The sequence below is a fragment of the Solibacillus sp. FSL K6-1781 genome, from assembly GCF_038630735.1.
GTDB lineage: Bacteria > Bacillota > Bacilli > Bacillales_A > Planococcaceae > Solibacillus > Solibacillus silvestris.
Genome location: NZ_CP152038.1, coordinates 938370 through 956134, shown reverse-complemented (window position 1 = coordinate 956134; position 17765 = coordinate 938370). Strand labels below are relative to the sequence as shown.

General features: G+C 39.6%; 19 protein-coding genes. 2 read left to right on the top strand and 17 right to left on the bottom strand.

Features of this window, described 5'->3' with window-relative positions; all coding sequences use genetic code 11:
• Positions 1 to 18 precede the first annotated feature (18 nt).
• The 13 genes from MHH37_RS04555 to MHH37_RS04495 all read right to left on the bottom strand — a co-directional run bounded on the left by MHH37_RS04555 (position 19) and on the right by MHH37_RS04495 (position 11600).
• The gene (locus tag MHH37_RS04555) at positions 19 to 2199 is read right to left on the bottom strand and encodes a penicillin-binding protein (RefSeq protein ID WP_342575218.1); all 2181 of its coding nucleotides are present in this window, start codon (positions 2197 to 2199) and stop codon (positions 19 to 21) included.
• Positions 2200 to 2237: 38 nt separating this feature from the next.
• Entirely contained in the window at positions 2238 to 2618 is a 381-nt protein-coding gene (gene ftsL / locus MHH37_RS04550) for a cell division protein FtsL (protein ID WP_008403403.1), read from the bottom strand.
• A gap of 3 nt (positions 2619 to 2621) precedes the next feature.
• Positions 2622 to 3572: a 16S rRNA (cytosine(1402)-N(4))-methyltransferase RsmH gene (gene rsmH, locus MHH37_RS04545; protein WP_342575215.1), complete on the bottom strand. Its 951-nt coding sequence runs from the start codon at positions 3570 to 3572 to the stop codon at positions 2622 to 2624.
• Positions 3573 to 3690: 118 nt separating this feature from the next.
• The gene (mraZ, locus tag MHH37_RS04540; RefSeq protein ID WP_014824545.1) at positions 3691 to 4122 is read right to left on the bottom strand and encodes a division/cell wall cluster transcriptional repressor MraZ; all 432 of its coding nucleotides are present in this window, start codon (positions 4120 to 4122) and stop codon (positions 3691 to 3693) included.
• Between the two features lie 175 nt (positions 4123 to 4297).
• The gene (gene bshC / locus MHH37_RS04535; RefSeq protein WP_342575209.1) at positions 4298 to 5914 is read right to left on the bottom strand and encodes a bacillithiol biosynthesis cysteine-adding enzyme BshC; all 1617 of its coding nucleotides are present in this window, start codon (positions 5912 to 5914) and stop codon (positions 4298 to 4300) included.
• A gap of 145 nt (positions 5915 to 6059) precedes the next feature.
• Positions 6060 to 6455 carry a DUF3397 domain-containing protein gene (locus MHH37_RS04530; RefSeq protein ID WP_342575207.1) on the bottom strand — a complete coding sequence of 132 codons (396 nt, stop codon included), beginning with the start codon at positions 6453 to 6455 and terminating at the stop codon, positions 6060 to 6062.
• Positions 6452 to 7345 (bottom strand): 2-dehydropantoate 2-reductase, encoded by an 894-nt coding sequence (locus MHH37_RS04525; RefSeq protein ID WP_342575205.1) that lies wholly within the window; start codon positions 7343 to 7345, stop codon positions 6452 to 6454. The genes MHH37_RS04530 and MHH37_RS04525 overlap by 4 nt, the downstream gene beginning before the upstream one ends.
• 69 nt (positions 7346 to 7414) lie before the next feature.
• Positions 7415 to 8953, bottom strand: coding sequence for an acyl-CoA carboxylase subunit beta (locus MHH37_RS04520; protein ID WP_014824549.1), 1539 nt, complete (start codon positions 8951 to 8953; stop codon positions 7415 to 7417).
• Positions 8954 to 8970: 17 nt separating this feature from the next.
• Positions 8971 to 9183, bottom strand: coding sequence for an acetyl-CoA carboxylase biotin carboxyl carrier protein subunit (locus MHH37_RS04515; protein WP_008403411.1), 213 nt, complete (start codon positions 9181 to 9183; stop codon positions 8971 to 8973).
• Between the two features lie 134 nt (positions 9184 to 9317).
• Positions 9318 to 9704, bottom strand: coding sequence for a transcriptional regulator (locus MHH37_RS04510; protein WP_008403412.1), 387 nt, complete (start codon positions 9702 to 9704; stop codon positions 9318 to 9320).
• 245 nt (positions 9705 to 9949) lie between these two features.
• The gene (locus tag MHH37_RS04505; RefSeq protein WP_008403413.1) at positions 9950 to 10714 is read right to left on the bottom strand and encodes an enoyl-CoA hydratase/isomerase family protein; all 765 of its coding nucleotides are present in this window, start codon (positions 10712 to 10714) and stop codon (positions 9950 to 9952) included.
• A gap of 155 nt (positions 10715 to 10869) precedes the next feature.
• Positions 10870 to 11043 (bottom strand): 50S ribosomal protein L32, encoded by a 174-nt coding sequence (gene rpmF, locus MHH37_RS04500; RefSeq protein WP_008403415.1) that lies wholly within the window; start codon positions 11041 to 11043, stop codon positions 10870 to 10872.
• A gap of 23 nt (positions 11044 to 11066) precedes the next feature.
• Positions 11067 to 11600, bottom strand: a complete 534-nt coding sequence (locus MHH37_RS04495; protein ID WP_087615487.1) for a YceD family protein — start codon at positions 11598 to 11600, stop codon at positions 11067 to 11069.
• Positions 11601 to 11784: 184 nt separating this feature from the next.
• Between MHH37_RS04495 and MHH37_RS04490 the strand changes: the two genes are divergently transcribed.
• Positions 11785 to 12993, top strand: coding sequence for a nucleotidyltransferase (locus MHH37_RS04490; RefSeq protein WP_342575199.1), 1209 nt, complete (start codon positions 11785 to 11787; stop codon positions 12991 to 12993).
• Here the strand turns inward: MHH37_RS04490 and MHH37_RS04485 are convergent.
• Positions 12990 to 14039: a SepM family pheromone-processing serine protease gene (locus tag MHH37_RS04485; protein WP_342575197.1), complete on the bottom strand. Its 1050-nt coding sequence runs from the start codon at positions 14037 to 14039 to the stop codon at positions 12990 to 12992. The genes MHH37_RS04490 and MHH37_RS04485 overlap by 4 nt on opposite strands.
• 213 nt (positions 14040 to 14252) lie before the next feature.
• On the opposite strand from MHH37_RS04485, the gene MHH37_RS04480 reads away from it, so the two are divergent.
• Positions 14253 to 15131, top strand: coding sequence for a hypothetical protein (locus MHH37_RS04480; protein WP_008403423.1), 879 nt, complete (start codon positions 14253 to 14255; stop codon positions 15129 to 15131).
• Between the two features lie 86 nt (positions 15132 to 15217).
• Here MHH37_RS04480 and coaD read toward each other — a convergent pair whose 3' ends face one another.
• Genes coaD through MHH37_RS04465 form a run of 3 tightly spaced genes read right to left on the bottom strand, consistent with a single transcriptional unit; the run spans position 15218 to position 17721 of the window.
• The gene (gene coaD, locus MHH37_RS04475) at positions 15218 to 15703 is read right to left on the bottom strand and encodes a pantetheine-phosphate adenylyltransferase (RefSeq protein WP_008403425.1); all 486 of its coding nucleotides are present in this window, start codon (positions 15701 to 15703) and stop codon (positions 15218 to 15220) included.
• A complete protein-coding gene (rsmD, locus tag MHH37_RS04470) occupies positions 15700 to 16272 on the bottom strand; it encodes a 16S rRNA (guanine(966)-N(2))-methyltransferase RsmD (RefSeq protein WP_008403427.1) in 573 nt (190 codons plus the stop codon). The genes coaD and rsmD overlap by 4 nt, the downstream gene beginning before the upstream one ends.
• 39 nt (positions 16273 to 16311) lie before the next feature.
• Entirely contained in the window at positions 16312 to 17721 is a 1410-nt protein-coding gene (locus MHH37_RS04465) for an RNA polymerase II (RefSeq protein WP_342575195.1), read from the bottom strand.
• Positions 17722 to 17765 lie beyond the last annotated feature (44 nt).

The following is a 17765-nucleotide window of genomic DNA, read 5'->3' as shown; positions in this document are numbered from 1 at the left end:
GTTTGTATTCAAATCTCTCTAATCTTGTGGCGGTTCTTCACTAAATTCTTCGTCTTCCAGCTCCATATCCTCTGCCGGCGGAGTCAAATGCATTTCCTCAGGGGTTTTCAACTTGACAACGATTGGTGAATCATCCGTTATCGGCGTCCCTTGAGATACACTTTGGCTTTCAACATAGCCTTCCCCAACAATTTCAATTGGCAGTTTAGATAGTGACTTATAGACAAGTAAATTACGTAATGACCAATTATTAAACGATGGTAATGTAATTTCTCCATCGGTCTTTAAGAACACGATACTTCCACTTGTTAATGATGAATCCGCTGCAGGGAACTGTTCTGTAATTTCTCCGTCTTGACCAATTATTACCGGTATCAGTCCTTCTGCCTCCAGTTGAGTCATGACTGTATCTGTCTGCTCACCTACATAATCGTCAATCTTTGTCGTTTCGACTTCCGCTACGTCCGACGGATTAATATTCATATATTTCAAACTGTTTAGAACAACTGAATTGAACACTTGCGAAACTGGGTCAGAACCTATTTCGGTTGCACCTAGTTTTGGCTTTGCAACTGAGATAAATACAGCCAGCTGCGGATCTTCTGCAGGAGCCATTCCTAAAAACGAATAAAGGAATTCATTTTTACCCCAGTCATAACCGATACCGTTTGCTTTCGGCATTTGGGCAGTCCCTGTTTTCCCTGCTACTTTATAGCCTTCAATTTCGAAACGTTTCGCATTCCCTGCTTCTCCGTAAATAGTAGAAGCTAGAACTTCACGTGTTTTCTGTGCTGTCTCTGCCGAAATCGGTTCACCTTTTATAGTAGGTTCCGAATCTACTAAAACCTCACCAGTATTCGGATTAACAATTTTATCGATTACATATGGCTGCATCATTTTTCCGTCATTTGCAACTGCGGTTACTCCTTGAATTAACTGTATCGGTGTAACAGTCGAACCTTGACCGAATGTTGTCGTATACTTTTCTAAAGGATAGCGCGAGTTAATAATGCCGCTCGCTTCATTCGGTAAATCAATGCCTGTTTTTTGGCCGAATCCAAATTCCTTTAAATAACTTTCATACGTTTCCCATCCCATAATATCAAGCAAGTTCGTCATCGCCGTATTTGAAGAACGCTGTATGCCTTCCAAATAGGAAATTCTCCCCCAGCCGTATCGATTATGGTCTCGTATTGTATCGTTATAAACTTTATACTGTCCAGATTGATAAGTCGCATTCGGATGCCAGTTATCGGAGTCGATTGCGGCTGCTACTGTAAATGTTTTAAATGTAGAACCTGGTTCAATCGTATTTTCCACGACATCATTTAGCCAGTTCCCATCTAAGCCTGTACGCGTATCAGGATTGAATGTTGGCCGTTGTGACATCGCCAATATTTCTCCTGTTTTCGGATTCGCAACGACAGCAACCATAGACTGTGGCTTATACTCGTCATTAACACGTGTCATTGCTTCTTCCAGGAAGTTTTGGATTGTTTTATCGATTGTTAAATAAATATCGTTTCCATCCTGTGCTTCCTGTATTACTTTATCGCTGCTTGGCAATAAATAGTTACGGGCATCACGCTGGTATGTTAACTTCCCATCGGTCCCTGTTAATTGCTTGTCATAAATATATTCAAGCCCCATTTTCCCGACAACCGATGAATTTCCATCATCGTCAGTTTCACGCAAAGCAAAGCCTATAAGATGGGAGGCAAATGCACCATTAGGATAATAGCGTTTTTTATCGCTATATAATAGAATCCCAGGCAGATTCAGCTCTTCAATTTTCTTTTTCACTTCATGACTGATGCCGCGCCCTGCCAGTCCAAACTCGACTTGATATAAATCTTTGGAAGGGTTTAGCCGTTCATAAATTTTCTCTTCATCCATCGGTATATATTGTGCCAATAATTTTGCTGTTTCCGCTTTATCGACGACATGCCTTGGATTTTTTTTGTTTTCTGTTGCCGATTCTTTAATTACCGCTACAAGACGGTAACTCAATGTATCTTCGGCAATTACATTTGCATTGCGGTCCAGAATCTTCCCACGGTCTGCCGATAACACATAACCAGTTTCGTACCTTGATAATGCTTCTTCTTCTAATTCATGCCCTTTTACCATTCCTGTCGCCTGAATTGATGCAAAACGCCAATATAATAGTAAAAAGAGCCCTCCAAAGAATATAAACATTAGAAAGGCTCCTATCTGGTAACGAAATCTTCTCTTTTTCATTCTCCCGGCACTACTTTCACATTTTTCTCATTTAGTGTTAATCCGAGTTCTTTCGCTTTTTCCCAAATACGTTGGTGAGTGGAGCGTTCACTTACTTGTACTTTTAAATCTGTATTATTGTTATTGACTTCAGTTATGTCGCGTTCGATTTTTTGGATTTCCATACTGAGTGTTTGGATTTCTCCTTGAGTATGTAATATGGAAATAGCGAAAGATGCTACTACGATTGCAAATACTAGGAACAAAAACTTTTCCTGGGCCGAAAAATACTTTGCTTTTCGTTTTTTCGGCTGCACCGGCAGTCTTTGTTCCTGCTGCTGATGTTGAGGTAGTTCTGGCTGCTGTTGTATATAAGTTTGTCTTGCTCTTACTGCCATTTTTTACCCACGTCCTTTATCGTTAATTTTTTCAGCGATGCGCAATTTTGCTGAACGTGAACGATTATTCGCAGCTAACTCCTCGTCTGACGGTAAAATCGGTTTTCTTGACACTAATTTAAGTATTGGTTTCATATGCTCTGGAATAACCGGTAATCCGGGAGGTAAATCCGGCAGTGATGAAGCCTCTTTAAATAGTGTTTTTGTTAAGCGGTCTTCCAATGAGTGGAATGTAATCACACTTATACGACCACCAATTTTCAATAAATCGATTGCATCTACTAAAGAATCTTCCGCTGCGCCTAATTCATCATTTACAGCAATTCGAATAGCCTGGAAAATTCGTTTTGCAGGATGTCCACCTTTGCGACGTGCTGGGGCTGGAATACCATCTTTTATAAGCTCCACTAATTGACCTGTCGTTTCAACAGGAGCAATTTCACGGGCTTGTTCAATTTTGCGCGCAACTTGTTTCGAAAACTTTTCTTCGCCGTAGCGGAAGAAAATACGTACTAGATTTTCGTATGACCATTCATTCACAACATGATATGCGCTCAGTTCTGCAGTCTGATCCATTCGCATATCGAGCGGAGCATCATGGTGGTAACTAAATCCGCGTTCAGGTGTATCAAGTTGTGGTGACGAGACACCTAGATCATATAAAATTCCATCTATTTGATGAATGTTCAGTTTGTGTAACTCTTCTTTTAAATAGCGGAAATTTGAGTGTACGAATATAATGCGATCCAAATAATCGGCTAATCGTACTTTTGCATTTTCAATAGCCGTTGTATCTTGATCAAAACAAATTAAACGGCCTTTTTCTGACAATTGTTGTACAAGGTACTCACTATGTCCTGCACCACCTAATGTGCAGTCTACATAAATACCATCCGGATTGATGTTCAACCCATCAACAGTTTCTTTCAATAATACGGTTGTATGATCGAACATAGTTTGAAGCACCTCTTAATATTAATTCAATTACGTGTCGGTACTATTACACCCGGATTAAAAGTTCATGTCGGACATGTAATAGTGACCAAAATTCTAATTTCTTCATCTTTTAAATCTAAAAATCAAAGCCAATCAGATTTTCTGCGATTTCATCAAATGATTCAGCCGATTGCTCGAAGTATTGTTGCCAAGATTCTTTCGCCCAAATTTCTATTTTACTCGATACACCTAAGATTACGCATTCCTTTTCAAGATTAGCGTATCCAATCAGTGTAGATGGAATATTAATTCGGCCTTGCTTGTCCACTTCTACTTCTGTTGCCCCCGAAAAGAAAAACCGCGCAAATGCACGTGCATCTTTTTTGGTCATCGGTAAATCCTTTAATTTATCTTCGAGTTTTCGCCATTCATCCATAGGATATCCAAAAATGCATTGATCTAGCCCGCGTGTTATTACAAAGTGTTCTCCTAGTGATTCTCGAAACTTTGCAGGAACAATCATTCGGCCTTTCGCATCAATAGAATGTTGATATTCTCCCATGAACATGCTACTCACCCCACTTTAATAAATAATGTACCACATCCCCCCACTTTCTACCACCAAATTCCTTGCTTCTCATAACAATAAAACGAAATTACGTAAATGAGCATATTCTCACACATACGTTCGGTGCCAAAAGACACAAAAAAGAGTTATCTGCATATGAGATAACTCTTGTTTCTTATAAGGTAATAAGTTGGTGTTTCACGGAAATATTCATAGGTAACTCCAATAAATCATCAATCAGCTTTTCCCCATAGGTATTTAGGAACATATATGGATTGTACAAGCGCTCTTGGTAGCTATCATTCGGATATAATAGTGACTGAATTGTTTTATATTGGCGAATTGCGACTTCATACTTTTCTATATTTTGCTGCTCCAGTTTCGAACGTAAATATTGGAATTGACGTTCATGGTAATTTTTATTCTTCTCCAATAGATCTTCTACATGATAGTTGCCATGCTGCAGATAGCTCGTCAGTTGCTCATACTGCTCTTCCATCTGTTTTTGCATCTGCTCAATTGCGCGCGTTACTTGCTCATCTTTTACACTTTCCACAAATTGAGCTAAATGTTCTTCGACTTTGCCTGTTAGCACATCCGTTACAGTCAGCTCTTTTTGTTCTAATAATGCATCAACTTGACGTGTAACAAGCGTTATGCTGAGTCTTGGCGCAAATATCGGCATCTGCAGCTGCAGCTCATCAAACGCAGGTTTTAATGTAGCCCAATAAGCCAGTTCACCAGGACCGCCAACAAACGCCAGTACCGGAAGCGCCATTTCCTGCATTAATGGGCGGGTAACGACATTATTACTTAAACATTCAGGAGACTCATTCGCAATAGCTACTAATTCCTCTTTCGAAAAATTGGCATGGGCTGTCACATTTTTAAAATGGCCGCCACTGCGCTCCAACAGAAAACGCTCGCCTTCTTTAATGTAAAATAAATTGGCATTTTGCTCTGATGCATCAATCGGCATTGCATAGCCTTTCTCGCCGAGCTTTCTTTCCTGCGCTACAACACCCGTTGCAATCGATTCGTTCTTTTCGATCAATTGGACAAAATAGCTTTTTTCATACTTCCTAAACGGCCCATATGTAGCATCCAGCATTAATAAGCCATGCTTTTTAAATAAATCATTCATCAGCAACGTAAAGAAATCCGTAAAAGTTTCACTATTTTCCGCATGACTCAAAACACTATTCAATAAGTCCGCTGTATGTTCTGTTTCTCCAAAATCTTTAAATACATTTAATATAAACTGTTGTAGTGCTTCTTTATTCAATTGTGTAGTTGAAGCCATTTTCTTCAGCTTAGAACGTTCACTGTAACCACGTTTTTTCACTTCACCATTTGTCATTGAATACGTATGATTGATCTCTTCTATATCGTGATCTTCACCCGCAATCCAAAACATTGGTACGACCGGTGCATTTAATATTTTTCGTTGTTGTTCTGCCAGTAGAATAACCGAAATTGCTTTATGGACAGAATAGAGAGGCCCCGTCAGCAAACCAGCTTGCTGACCACCCACCACGACTACTGCACCTTGCTCAAGTTCTTCTAAATGGTGCGCCGTCTTTTCCGAGATGCCATACCGCTCCATATAACTGCGAATAATTTTTGCAAGCTCTTCCGAACGATATGTTCGATTTTTTAAATATGCGAATCGTTGTCCAAAAGCTTCCTCATTATATTTATATTCAAAAAACGAATGGATATCGGCATTCTCAGACCAATAGTCCGCTAATAGCTTATTCGTTACTGGTGAATTTATTTGTTCTAGCTCCATGAAAATTCTCCTCTACTTCTCTTTACTCAATTTTGAAATTACCTTAATCACTGTTTTATCCCACATTAACGGGTATTAATTTTCCGCCTTGAAAGCTTAATGTTTTCCCGGATACTAGTTTACAGTAAAAGAAAAGTTTAGCCACCTAATCAACCATCATAAACATCATAACTGAATGGGTAATTCCAACAATCCAAATTATAAAATAAGTGATGCTGAACAATAAAAAGTAAAAGCGCCAAATTTTTTTCAGTAATGACTTTACTTCAATTTCTTTTTTCGTTCGCCAATCAACATATGTAAAAACAATCGCGATTACGAGTACAACAATTAGCATCGGCATTAATATACCAATATTCCACAGTCCTTGTAACGCAATCGGTATCGAAAAAAACATAAAAAATGTTGTAATATCCGCTGCCAAGCCAATCGCTTTATGTTTTTTTATTCGAAGCTTACGGCATATGAGCAGCACAGTGATAAAAGCAATAATCGGGCATACAATAATTGTTGCCACCAAATATTGAAAAAATAATATCACATTTGTTCACCGCTCTCTTCAAATGCTTTCACTAAATAATAAAGTGTTTGTAAAACAGGCAATTTTTTCTCATTTTGCTCCGCTTTTTTCAAAATCGCACCTGCTATTGTATCAATCTCGGTTTTGCGATTTGCAAGACGATCAGCCAGCATAGACGATGTATTTTCCGCTGTCTTTTCACAAAGTGCAATGACCTGATTAAAATGGAATGTTTCTTTAAATTGCGGAAATGCCGTCATGAGTTCGTTGTATAAATCTTTCAATAATTGCAATGTATGGCTTTGTGTAATTAGCTGTCCATTTTTCACTTGCAGAATCGCGGTTAACGGATTGATAAAACAATTCAACAGTGCTTTCTCCATTAGCATTTTTTCGGCATCCTGTTCGAATACTATCGGAAGCTCCGCCGATGAAAGGCAGTTTAAAAAACTGAACTCACTGCCAGCGCCTTTTGCCACCGCAATTTTCATCATACCTTCCCCTTTATGGGCGACATGGTGCTCCGAAAATTTAAGTGCCCCGAATTGAATCGAGCTAAATGCAATATGCGTTTTACTTAATGCTAGTGCTTCCTCATAATGTGCTAAACCATTCTGTAAAAATAATAATGGAATAGAATCCTTTACATGCTCCATACTTGCATACACTTCATGAAGTTGTCCATATTTTACAGCTACAATGATTAAATTCGCTTTATTTGAAAGCGCCGAAATATATTTCACATTGACGGAAGTAACAGATTGATTTACATTCGTCCTTTCAATCTGTATGTCCATGCATACCGTTTCCCCCGTAGGTTTCCCGACAATGTACACATCCATATTCTTTTCAGCAAAATAACTTGCTACTAATAAACCAACTGCACCTGCACCAATGATTTCAATTCGCATTATATTATACCTCAAATTTATTTCGAATTAAAAAGGTCTGCCTTCAAGACAGACCTTTAGCTAAATTTATTATACTGGATATACCGGATGTTTTCGATATGGTAAAGCAATTTGTTTCGAATTATAGTAATTAAAACGTTGAATTAATGTATGTCGCAGTTGATTTGGCATGACAATATCATCAATTACCATTTCGGAAGCCAGTTTATATAAGTCGATTTCTTCTTTGTATTCCTCGATTTTTTGTTTCACAAATTGAATCCGCTCTTTCGGATCTTCAATCGCCTCGATCTTATTCGAATAAACAGCATTTACAGCTGCTTCCGGACCCATTACCGCAATTTGCGCAGTCGGCAACGCAATGACTGCATCCGGTTCGAATGCCGGGCCGCACATCGCATAAAGGCCAGCTCCATACGCTTTACGAACGATAACCGAAATTTTCGGTACCGTTGCCGAGCTCATCGCCGATATAAATTTTGCCCCATGTCGGATAATGCCCGCCTTTTCCACTTTTGTACCGATCATAAAGCCCGGTACATCCGCTAAAAATAATAGCGGGATGGAGAACGCATCACAAAGCGTAATAAACTTCGCTGCTTTGTCGGCAGAATCGATAAACAGTACGCCGCCTTTTACTTTCGGCTGATTGGCAATAATCCCTACAACTTGCCCATCAATGCGGGCAAGTCCTGTAATCAGTTCAGAAGCAAATAGCTTTTTAATTTCAAAGAAGCTGCCTTCATCAATCAGCTGTTCGATACATTCATACATATCAAATGGCGCATTCTGATTTTCCGGAATAATCTCTTCCAGCGTTCTCCCGCTTTTCGGTGCCTTTGTTTCATCAATTGGCGGGAATTCCGCAAAGTTTGCAGGGAAATAACTAATATAGCGTCTCGCTTCAAGGATTGCCTGTTCTTCGTTTTCAGCCAATACGTCCCCACATCCGCTAACGGTACAGTGCATGCGTGCTCCGCCCATTTCTTCGAGCGTAACCTTTTCACCGATTACTTTTTCAGCCATTCTCGGTGATCCTAAGTACATTGAAGCATTTCCGTCCACCATAATTACAATGTCACAGAAGGCCGGAATATAGGCCCCCCCTGCAGCAGATGGACCGAATAGTATACATATTTGAGGAATCATCCCACTCATACGTACTTGATTATGGAAAATACGGCCTGCCCCGCGTCGCCCAGGGAACATTTCCAGCTGATCTGTAATGCGTGCCCCTGCAGAATCGACTAAGTAAAGCATTGGTACTTGCATTTTTTCCGCAGTCTCTTGAATACGGATTATTTTTTCAACTGTGCGCGAACCCCATGATCCCGCTTTGATTGTAGAATCATTAGCCATAACACAAACGGTTTGCCCGTCAACTTGCCCGATAGCTGTTACAACACCATCTGCAGGCAAATCTCCGGCCTCATAATTTGCAAAACGGGCGTCTTCCTCATAAACCCCATCATCAAACAATTGCTTCAAGCGATCCCGGACAAAAAGTTTATTCGTTTCTTTTAACTTTTCGTGATATTTTGGTTGCCCGCCTGCGTATATTTTTTCTATTTTTTGCTGTAAGTGTTCGTTATAAGTAGGCTGTGTCATTATCGTCCCTCCATCACTTAAGCTAATTCTACTAAAATATCATTCTCTTCAACAAAATCTCCTTCAGCAACAGTAATTTTTGCTACTGTCCCATCCGTTTCTGCCTCATGTGGGATTTCCATTTTCATCGATTCTAAAATGATGAGTGTCTGCCCTTTTGTCACACTATCCCCTTCTTTAACACTTACCTCAAATACTGTCCCTGCCATTTGTGCTTTTACTTCTGCCATGCGAAAGGCCCCCTTGTTAGAAGATATTTGCGCTACTCGCGCTTTGTTTCTACTTCTATTGTAAGTAGCCTTAAAATTAATTACAATTATTTTCTCGAAAAATTATTTTATTTCTATTTATAACTAGTTTTTCTTTAACTCGGTTTCCCCTTCGTTAAGGCTACCCCTTGTTGTAGCCACTTCGAAATTTTGTCGTACTCTGATTGTAATTCCGAATACTTCATTTCCAGTTCATTATAGGCTTCAGTCAATTCTTCAAAACTAGATAACGCCAACTTTAAGTGACTGCGCATTAATTGTTTTGGACGCTTTCTGACACTGTTCAAAACCTGTCCATACTGTGCTCGCAATGTTTTATTCCATCGGAAGCCGCAAGCTTGCTTCGTCCGGTTTAACTCCTGTGCTGCCTGTTCAAAAGCTTCTAGTTGTGTACGTCCGTTTTGAACTGTTTGAATCACAATTTCAGCTAACTTTTCATCGTCTGCAATTGTCCATTGATCTTTCCTTCTTTTTTGCTCCACAGTTGCACCACCTCATATTTTTTACTACTATATGCCATGATGAACAAAATAGACTTAAAAACAAAAAAAGTTACGATAAAAATAGTTTTCATCGTAACTAGGGGAAGTTGATTTCTATTGCGGGTTGAGGCTTTTGTTCCTTTTGCTCAGTTGCCGGTGCCACTGAGGCATGAATCTGCTGCCCTCCCCTCCATTCCAATCAACGTACTTCCTATAAATTATTCTTTAAGCAGTCTGTTAACGAATTACTTTTTCTTCTCGAGGAAGTTCTGTACTGCAGTGTGGTGCGCTTCGGATTCCCACAGTTTTGCGCATAGTTTTATTTCTTCCATTACACGCTCATACATATTGCGCTCACGCCACTTTCGTAATTCAATTTCTTTATATGCCTGATGGACAGAAGGGTGGATTTTCGCCATGTGCTCTATAAAATCTGCGAGAGCCTGCTCTTTCGTCCCTTCAATATACACACGCATTGCCCAACCAATTTCATATAATGTTTGCGCGTCATACGGCTTAGCATCGATCAGCATTTTTAATGCACGATCATGGCGCAGGCCGCGCTCAAATAAATAAGTACCGCCACCCCACCCGGATGTAATTGCCAGCGTTCCTTGGATAAAGCCGGCTTTTGCATGAGAAGAAATGAGGCGGAAATCGCAAGCCGTCGCTATTTCACAACCTCCTCCTACAGCCGCTCCATTTATTAAGGCAATTGTCGGTACTGGCAATGTCGCTAAATCATATAAAATATGCCCCATTTTACTCAGCATGCCAAACGCTTCTTCTTCTGTTTCCAAACTATGAAATTCCGACAAGTCCCCGCCCGAGCAAAATGATTTTTCCCCAGCGCCTGTAATAACTAAAAAGCGCACATCATTATGTTCTTTTATGTATGTAATAACTTCCTTTAATCCATCCATCACCGCATAGTTTATGGCATTTCGTTTTTCCTCGCGATTAATTGTAAATGTTAGAATCCCGTCTTCATTCTGAATTAAGTAATCCATTTGCCCATCCCCTTTAGTAATTATTTCGATATATCAAACTATTCTAATAATAGTTGACCACTATTGTTTTGACAATGTTTCTATGCAAAAACAGAAAAAAGACTAGTTAAGAGCCATGGTCTCTTAACTAGTCTTTATATAGCGCAAATACTGAATTATTTCGCTACTACTTCTTTACCTTTGTATTGTCCGCAAGCTTTGCAAACACGGTGAGATAGTTTAGCTTCTCCACAGTTTGGGCAAGCTACCATACCAGGTACAGATAGTTTGAAATGCGTACGACGCTTTCTTTTTGCAGTTTTAGAAGTTCTTCTAAATGGTACAGCCATTGATGGCACCTCCTTACAGATATTTATTCATCTGTTTGATCAAAATACTTAGCTAAAGCAGCCAGTCTTGGATCCAATTTTGGTTCGTCAACTTCCTTAGCATTTTCTACATCTTCATCCGTTGAATAGTCCCAGCCTTTACCGCCCTGCACTTGTCCTTCGGTATTCTCTTTGAATACTTGCATCGGTACTTCCAGAAGAATTAATTCCTCCAGGACTGGTTTCATATCAACAACGTCACCATCAACATAATGGATATCGCCCTCAACATCCCCGCGATTTCTCTCATCGGTCCAGCTGAAAACTTCTACCGTTTCAATGTTCACAGGATATTCAACATCTTCCCACGTGCGTGCACATGGAAGCGTCAATGTAGTGCTAATCGTTAATTGACAAGTCATTTGCGATGCACCAAAAGTACAAAGCCCTTTTACATGAACGGGTGAAACGTTACGTATATCGGTGTTACGATTTTTTACTTCATCCAACTGAACAACTGTATCAATCGGCATTCCGTCTTTTCGAAACTTTGATAATTGATGAATTGACCATTTCATTCGTTAATCACCTCGAGACAACACTGTTTATTATATAGCCCATAAAAAAAGATGTCAAGATAATTTCTTGTCACTATTACAAAACGTGCTTATAATCAAATTAATTCTAACATATTGCATCGATACATTCATTTCGAACGTATTCATGCGAACAAAAAACTATTTTAGCGTAAGGGGGAAGTTTATGCAAGCAGTCGGTATAGTTGTTGAATATAATCCGTTTCACAATGGTCATTTGCATCACGTAAATGAAGCAAAGCGCACAACGAACAGTGATGTTGCGGTTGCTGTTATGAGCGGTCAATTTTTACAGCGAGGAGAGCCCGCACTCGTCGACAAATGGCATCGGACAAAGATGGCACTCGCAAGCGAAGTTGACATTGTAATCGAACTTCCTTATATTTTCAGTACCGCTCAGGCAACTGGTTTTGCTTCTGGTGCTGTCCAACTATTGGAAGCAATGCAGTGCACGACATTGGCATTCGGGAGCGAACAAGGAAGCATCACGCCGTTTCTAAACACTTTTCACTTAATCGAAAGCAATCGGACGCTCTATAACGCCATCATTAAAGAAACAATTCAGAAAGGCAAAAGCTACCCGCAAGCTCTTTTTGCGGCATATGAACAGCTTAAACAACTTTCCCCGAATGCATACATTGATTTAGGGCAACCAAATAATATATTAGGTTTCCATTATGTTGAAGCAATGGAGCAGCTTCAGACAGTTATGAGACCTGCTACCATTCAGCGAATTGCCGCGGGATATCATGATGCTATTGACACAGACAGTGAAATTGCCAGTGCTACCGGGATTCGTCAGGCATTGTTTAGCGGCCAGTCGCTTGAACAGGTAACACAGTATTTACCCGAAGCAAGTATTGAGCAGCTTGGAAACTGGCAGGCAGAACATGGGCGTTTTGCAAGCTGGGAAAGCTTTTGGCCACTTTTACAGTATGCTATTTTAAGACATACTCCACAGCAGTTGAAACAGTATGCAGACGTATCAGAAGGGCTTGAAAACTCGCTTATTAAATATGCAAGATCAAGTTCGAACTTTGTGGAATTTATGAATGCGATGAAATCGAAACGTTATACATGGACAAGACTCCAGCGAATGTTGACACATATTTATACCGGAGTCACGAAAGAACAGCTGCATGCTTATTCCAGCCCTACATATATACGGATATTGGGCATGACATCAGCAGGGCAGCAATATATTTCACGTATTAAAAAGTCCCTTTCATTGCCGCTCATCAGCCGGGTTGCAGCTGTCAGTGATCCAATATTGGCCATCGATCTTCACGCAACCCAAATGTACCAATTAGGCATCCAGCAATTTTCAAATAAAAAAATAGACGAAGATTATAAAACTCCGCCTATTCGCTATTAATTTTTCGGTTTTAGTTGATCTAAATAATTTAAGGCATCATCAATCGTTTTGACAGGAACAACTTTTATGTCGGAATTAATGGCTTTTGCTGTTTGGGCTGCTACTTCATAATTTGAAGTAATGCTTGGGTTATACTCAAGCATTTCTTTTGTTATTTCATCATCAGGGGCAAAGAAAATATCGACACCTTCTTTATCAGCAGAAACAACCTTTTTCTCAATACCGCCAATTCGGCCTACCGTTCCATCCTCCAGCATTTCACCGGTACCTGCAATTTCATAGCCTTTTGTCAGATCTTCATCGATTAGCTGATTTAACAGCTCTAATGTAAACATTAACCCGGCAGACGGTCCGCCAATATCTTCTGTTTTCACAGTCACTTTTGGATCGGTTTTGATTGATTTACTTTCGGAATAGGTGATACCTATGCCAAAACGCCCTTCAGAGCCTGGTATTTCTTTAATCTCCAGCGTTTCGTCAATGAGCTTTCCATCCCGTTTTACCACTAGATTAATTTTATCGCCCTTTACTTTCGGTGTAATGATGGTAACGAACGTTTCCAAACTATCAATACGCTCATTATCCACTTCCACAATCTCATCTCCCGGCTTTAGATGCCCGTCAGCAGCACCTTCTGCTAGAACATTCAATACATAAAGTCCTTTGTAGGTCACCTGATAATCAAGCCCCGCTCGATTGAACGCTACATACGTTGCATTAAACTGGGAGTCCGTCATATATTTCAATTGACGAACATTATATTCTTCGTCATCCTCTTCTTCTTGTCGCACATCTGTTAATTTTACAATATCATAATAATCCGCGACAGCTGCCATCGCATAAGTTAACGGGGTTGCCTGCCCCATTGCAACGGTCGTCATATAAAAAGAACCTTCATCGTCCGGATCCCCATTCTGAATCGCCAGAAAATCGCTTACATTATATGTACCACCCGGTTTTGTAATATAATAATCCAACCTATAAAAAGACAAACCCATTAATATAACTAAAAACAGGCCGAATGCTATTTTCCCTTTATTCCCCATGTATTTAAACTCCTCTATAATTAATCAATTTCGCATTGGCGCAATTGTATCAGGGCCAATTTTTGTAAGCCGTGATCAAATAACAAAGACGATTTAATGTCAAAATTCGTTCCTTTAAAATTATGTTCCGGCTAGTTGAAATACTAATTTAATCTTCAATTGCATACAATTAGTGTAGCATTTGAACGAGCGAATGACAAAATATTGAAAAGGATGAAGAATATTTGGACAATCCTTTTATGCATCACATTAATTAGTTTATTATTATTCTTTCCGGAAATGACACATGTAGGCGCAGACATTGGTGTATCGCTTTTTATGGAAGCTTTATTCCCCTATTTACTGCCGTATTTAGTGTTAACAACATGGCTTTTAAAATTGACGCATTCTTACAACAGTGCGCCATTTATCGTTTTTTTGCAAACTTACGGAATTAGTGCCGTCGGAGGGTACCCTACAGGTGCTGCCACAATTACGCAACTCGTGAAACGTAATTCAATCACAAAGCAGCAGGCTGCCTATTTGCTCGGTATTTGCCATTGTCCAAGTCCGCTTTTTTTATTCGGCTTTGTCGGAAGCGACTTATTAAATTCTACAACATTCAGCTGGCAATATTTAATTTTACTACATAGCTTTTCATTCATTTTATTGGTTGCCGTATATTTAATTTGCCCTCCGCTTTCAAAAGAAGTGCATAAAGCACCAAAAGATCCGACACCTTTTACGTCAAGTATTAAGGAAAGTGCTCCGACAATATTAATTGTTGCAACAACAATCATTTTTTTTACGACGATTTACCAAGTGTTTCTACATAGTGTCGAAGTTGTTTTCGAATCAATTCCTACCTATTTAGAAATTGGAATTGCCAGCTTTCTTGAAGTGACGAACGGATTACATTTGCTCCACCAGCAGCTCTATGGCGACATGCTTATTTTTTTCACAGTTGTATTCTTGACGACTCAAAGTTTAAGTATTCATCTGCAAGTAATCGTAATCGCCCGCTCTGCTAATATTGCAATTCGTCCGTATATTTTCATACGTATTGTTTACAGTATCGTCATCCCAATATTATTTTTCCTGCTGTTTTTATAAGAGAGGGGTTTTATTATCTTTCGGCGATTTCCTTTATGAAAAAAGAGCTTCTGTGTAAGGATTTTTCCTTACACAGAAGCTCTTTTTTATTTAGCGAATTTTTCTTTTAGTGCCTGTTCGACGATGGCTGGTACGAGTTCACTTACATTTCCGCCGTATTTGGCTACTTCTTTGACGATGCTTGAACTTAAAAATGAATACTGATTTTTTGACATGATGAAGAATGTCTCGATATTTTCATCAAGCACTCGGTTCATCGAAGTAATCTGCATTTCATATTCAAAGTCGGAAACGGCGCGTAAGCCACGTACAATGGCTTTCGCCTTCTTTTCACGGGCATAATCGATCAGCAGTCCCGAAGAAGTTTCGATTCGAATATTCGGCAAATCTTTTGTTACTTCTTTGATTAAGGCTGTACGCTCTTCAATTGAAAATAGTGGTTTTTTTGATGAGTTATTTAATACTGCGACATATACTGTGTCAAAAACATCGGCTGCCCGACGAATGATGTCAATATGACCATTCGTAATCGGATCAAAACTTCCAGGTACTACTGCGATTTTTTCTGTCAAACGATTTCTCCCTCTTCCTCTACATGACGATAAATAGAAATGATCGTACTGCCGTATTCTTCTTGTCTTACTAGGTGAAAGCGGCCGTAGTTTTCCGGCAATGTAACTTCTGTAGAATGTTCGCACATAATGATGGCATCTTGGGCCAACTTTCCGCCTTCAACAAGTGTTTCGACTAAGTCATAATATTCTTTTTTGTGATATGGCGGATCCAAAAATAAATAGTCAATGACAATATCTCTTTTTAATAAGGCTTTCACCGCACGCATCGCATCTGTACGGAAAAGTTCAGATACATCCTCATAACGGCATTTTTTTATATTTTCCTGAAGCACTTGGAAAGCACGGGCATCTTTCTCGATAAACAGCGCATGATCTGCCCCGCGACTTAGTGTTTCGATACCAAGCCCGCCGCTCCCTGCAAATAAATCAACCGCCAAACCGCCATTAAAGAATGGGCCGATCATATTAAAAATGGATTCCTTGACTTTATCTGTTGTCGGTCGTGTTGTATTTCCCGCAATTGCCTTTAATGGCATCCCTTTTCTGTCTCCTGCGACAACGCGCATGATTTCCACCAAACTTTCCTACTAAATCATCTAACATTTTTAAGGAGCCGAAATATTAATTCGGTCCTCCGTTTTTTCAATTTCAACTATAAACAAACGCTGTAACCATGATTCCTCAATGAAATATTGGCCAGCTACTTGTTTAACCGGTAAAGATACCGTGTCGTAGCGTCGCTGATTAAATACATAAAAACCCGGTTCATTCGGAAATCTGAATTCACGTGTTTCACTTACTACATAATACCCATGTTTTCCTATACTTACATCATAACCGATCGATTCCAGCAGTATATCTGCCCCGTACAATACTTCACCATCTTTTAAGACGACTTGAACGGCAGGCTGCTTTTCCGAATTGACATATAGTTGACGCGGGTCATTATATAGAAACGGATAGGACTTTTCTGATTGTGCATTCATCGAAATATATTTCGTAGAGGCATCCAATACTTCAGACAACTCCTTGTCGAGCAGTTCTCCGCTGATTGTTTTACCTTCCAGTGCCCGTAAACGTTCTTGCCACTCCTTCAGTTGCCCGTCCGTTAATTGGCCAGTAATTGTTGCAGCGACTTCTTTTGTTTTCTCGCCGCCAAATACAGTACCCGTTAAAAAGGATGCCAGTAATTCTTTCAGCCAATGCGGACTGTCACCAAAATCATAGGTTGCTTCCAGTTGTGTAATCAGGACATTTTGTTGCAACTTTGCCACTGTCACATTTGGTACAAAAATCATACGGAACCCATCGATACCATCTGTATTTGTTCCATTAACGATGGCAAGATGTTCATTGCTTAAAAAATTAACTTTTTCAAGCTTTTCATAAAATGCAGCTTTCAATGGGGTTCTTGAATAAATAGAGACAGCACCCATTTCATTTTGCAGCGCAAAGTCTCCATCTTGCCAAAACAGATCTTTCACTGGGCCTTCCCCACTGAACATGGAATAGTTGACAAGTGATAAATTTTGCTCACCGATTAACGGCAAACCCGTTACCCACTGTCCTTTCACATCTTTTTCTGTGGAAATATGAACCGTAGAAAACTGAACATCACCGTTTTTTAATGTAGCAAAGACATTTTTCATAAGCTGACGAGACTGTAAGCCATCCTTTAATGGAATGACATAGGAAATCGATTGTGCCCTCGTTTCTCCAGCTTTAAACTTCGTGGAGTCTTCACTTAGTCGAGCACAGCTATGTTCATTTTCTATAAAACAATCAGGATTGATGGAAGCTTTCGGCCATTCAATCGTCAATTCTTCATTCGGTAAATTTTTAAAATGCTGACGAATATCCAAGCTTTCGTCTCGGTACACAATTTCAATTTCCTGAGAATAACGATAGCCTTTTTCAGCTGAATCCACTTCCTCCGAATAAACTTGGAACTGCATAAAAAGTATAGTTCCGATTAGTATCGTTAAAAATGAAAAAATACTAACGGCAATTTTCAAGTGCCTGACCTCCTGCATCATGTTACTATTATAAAGAAAGGATG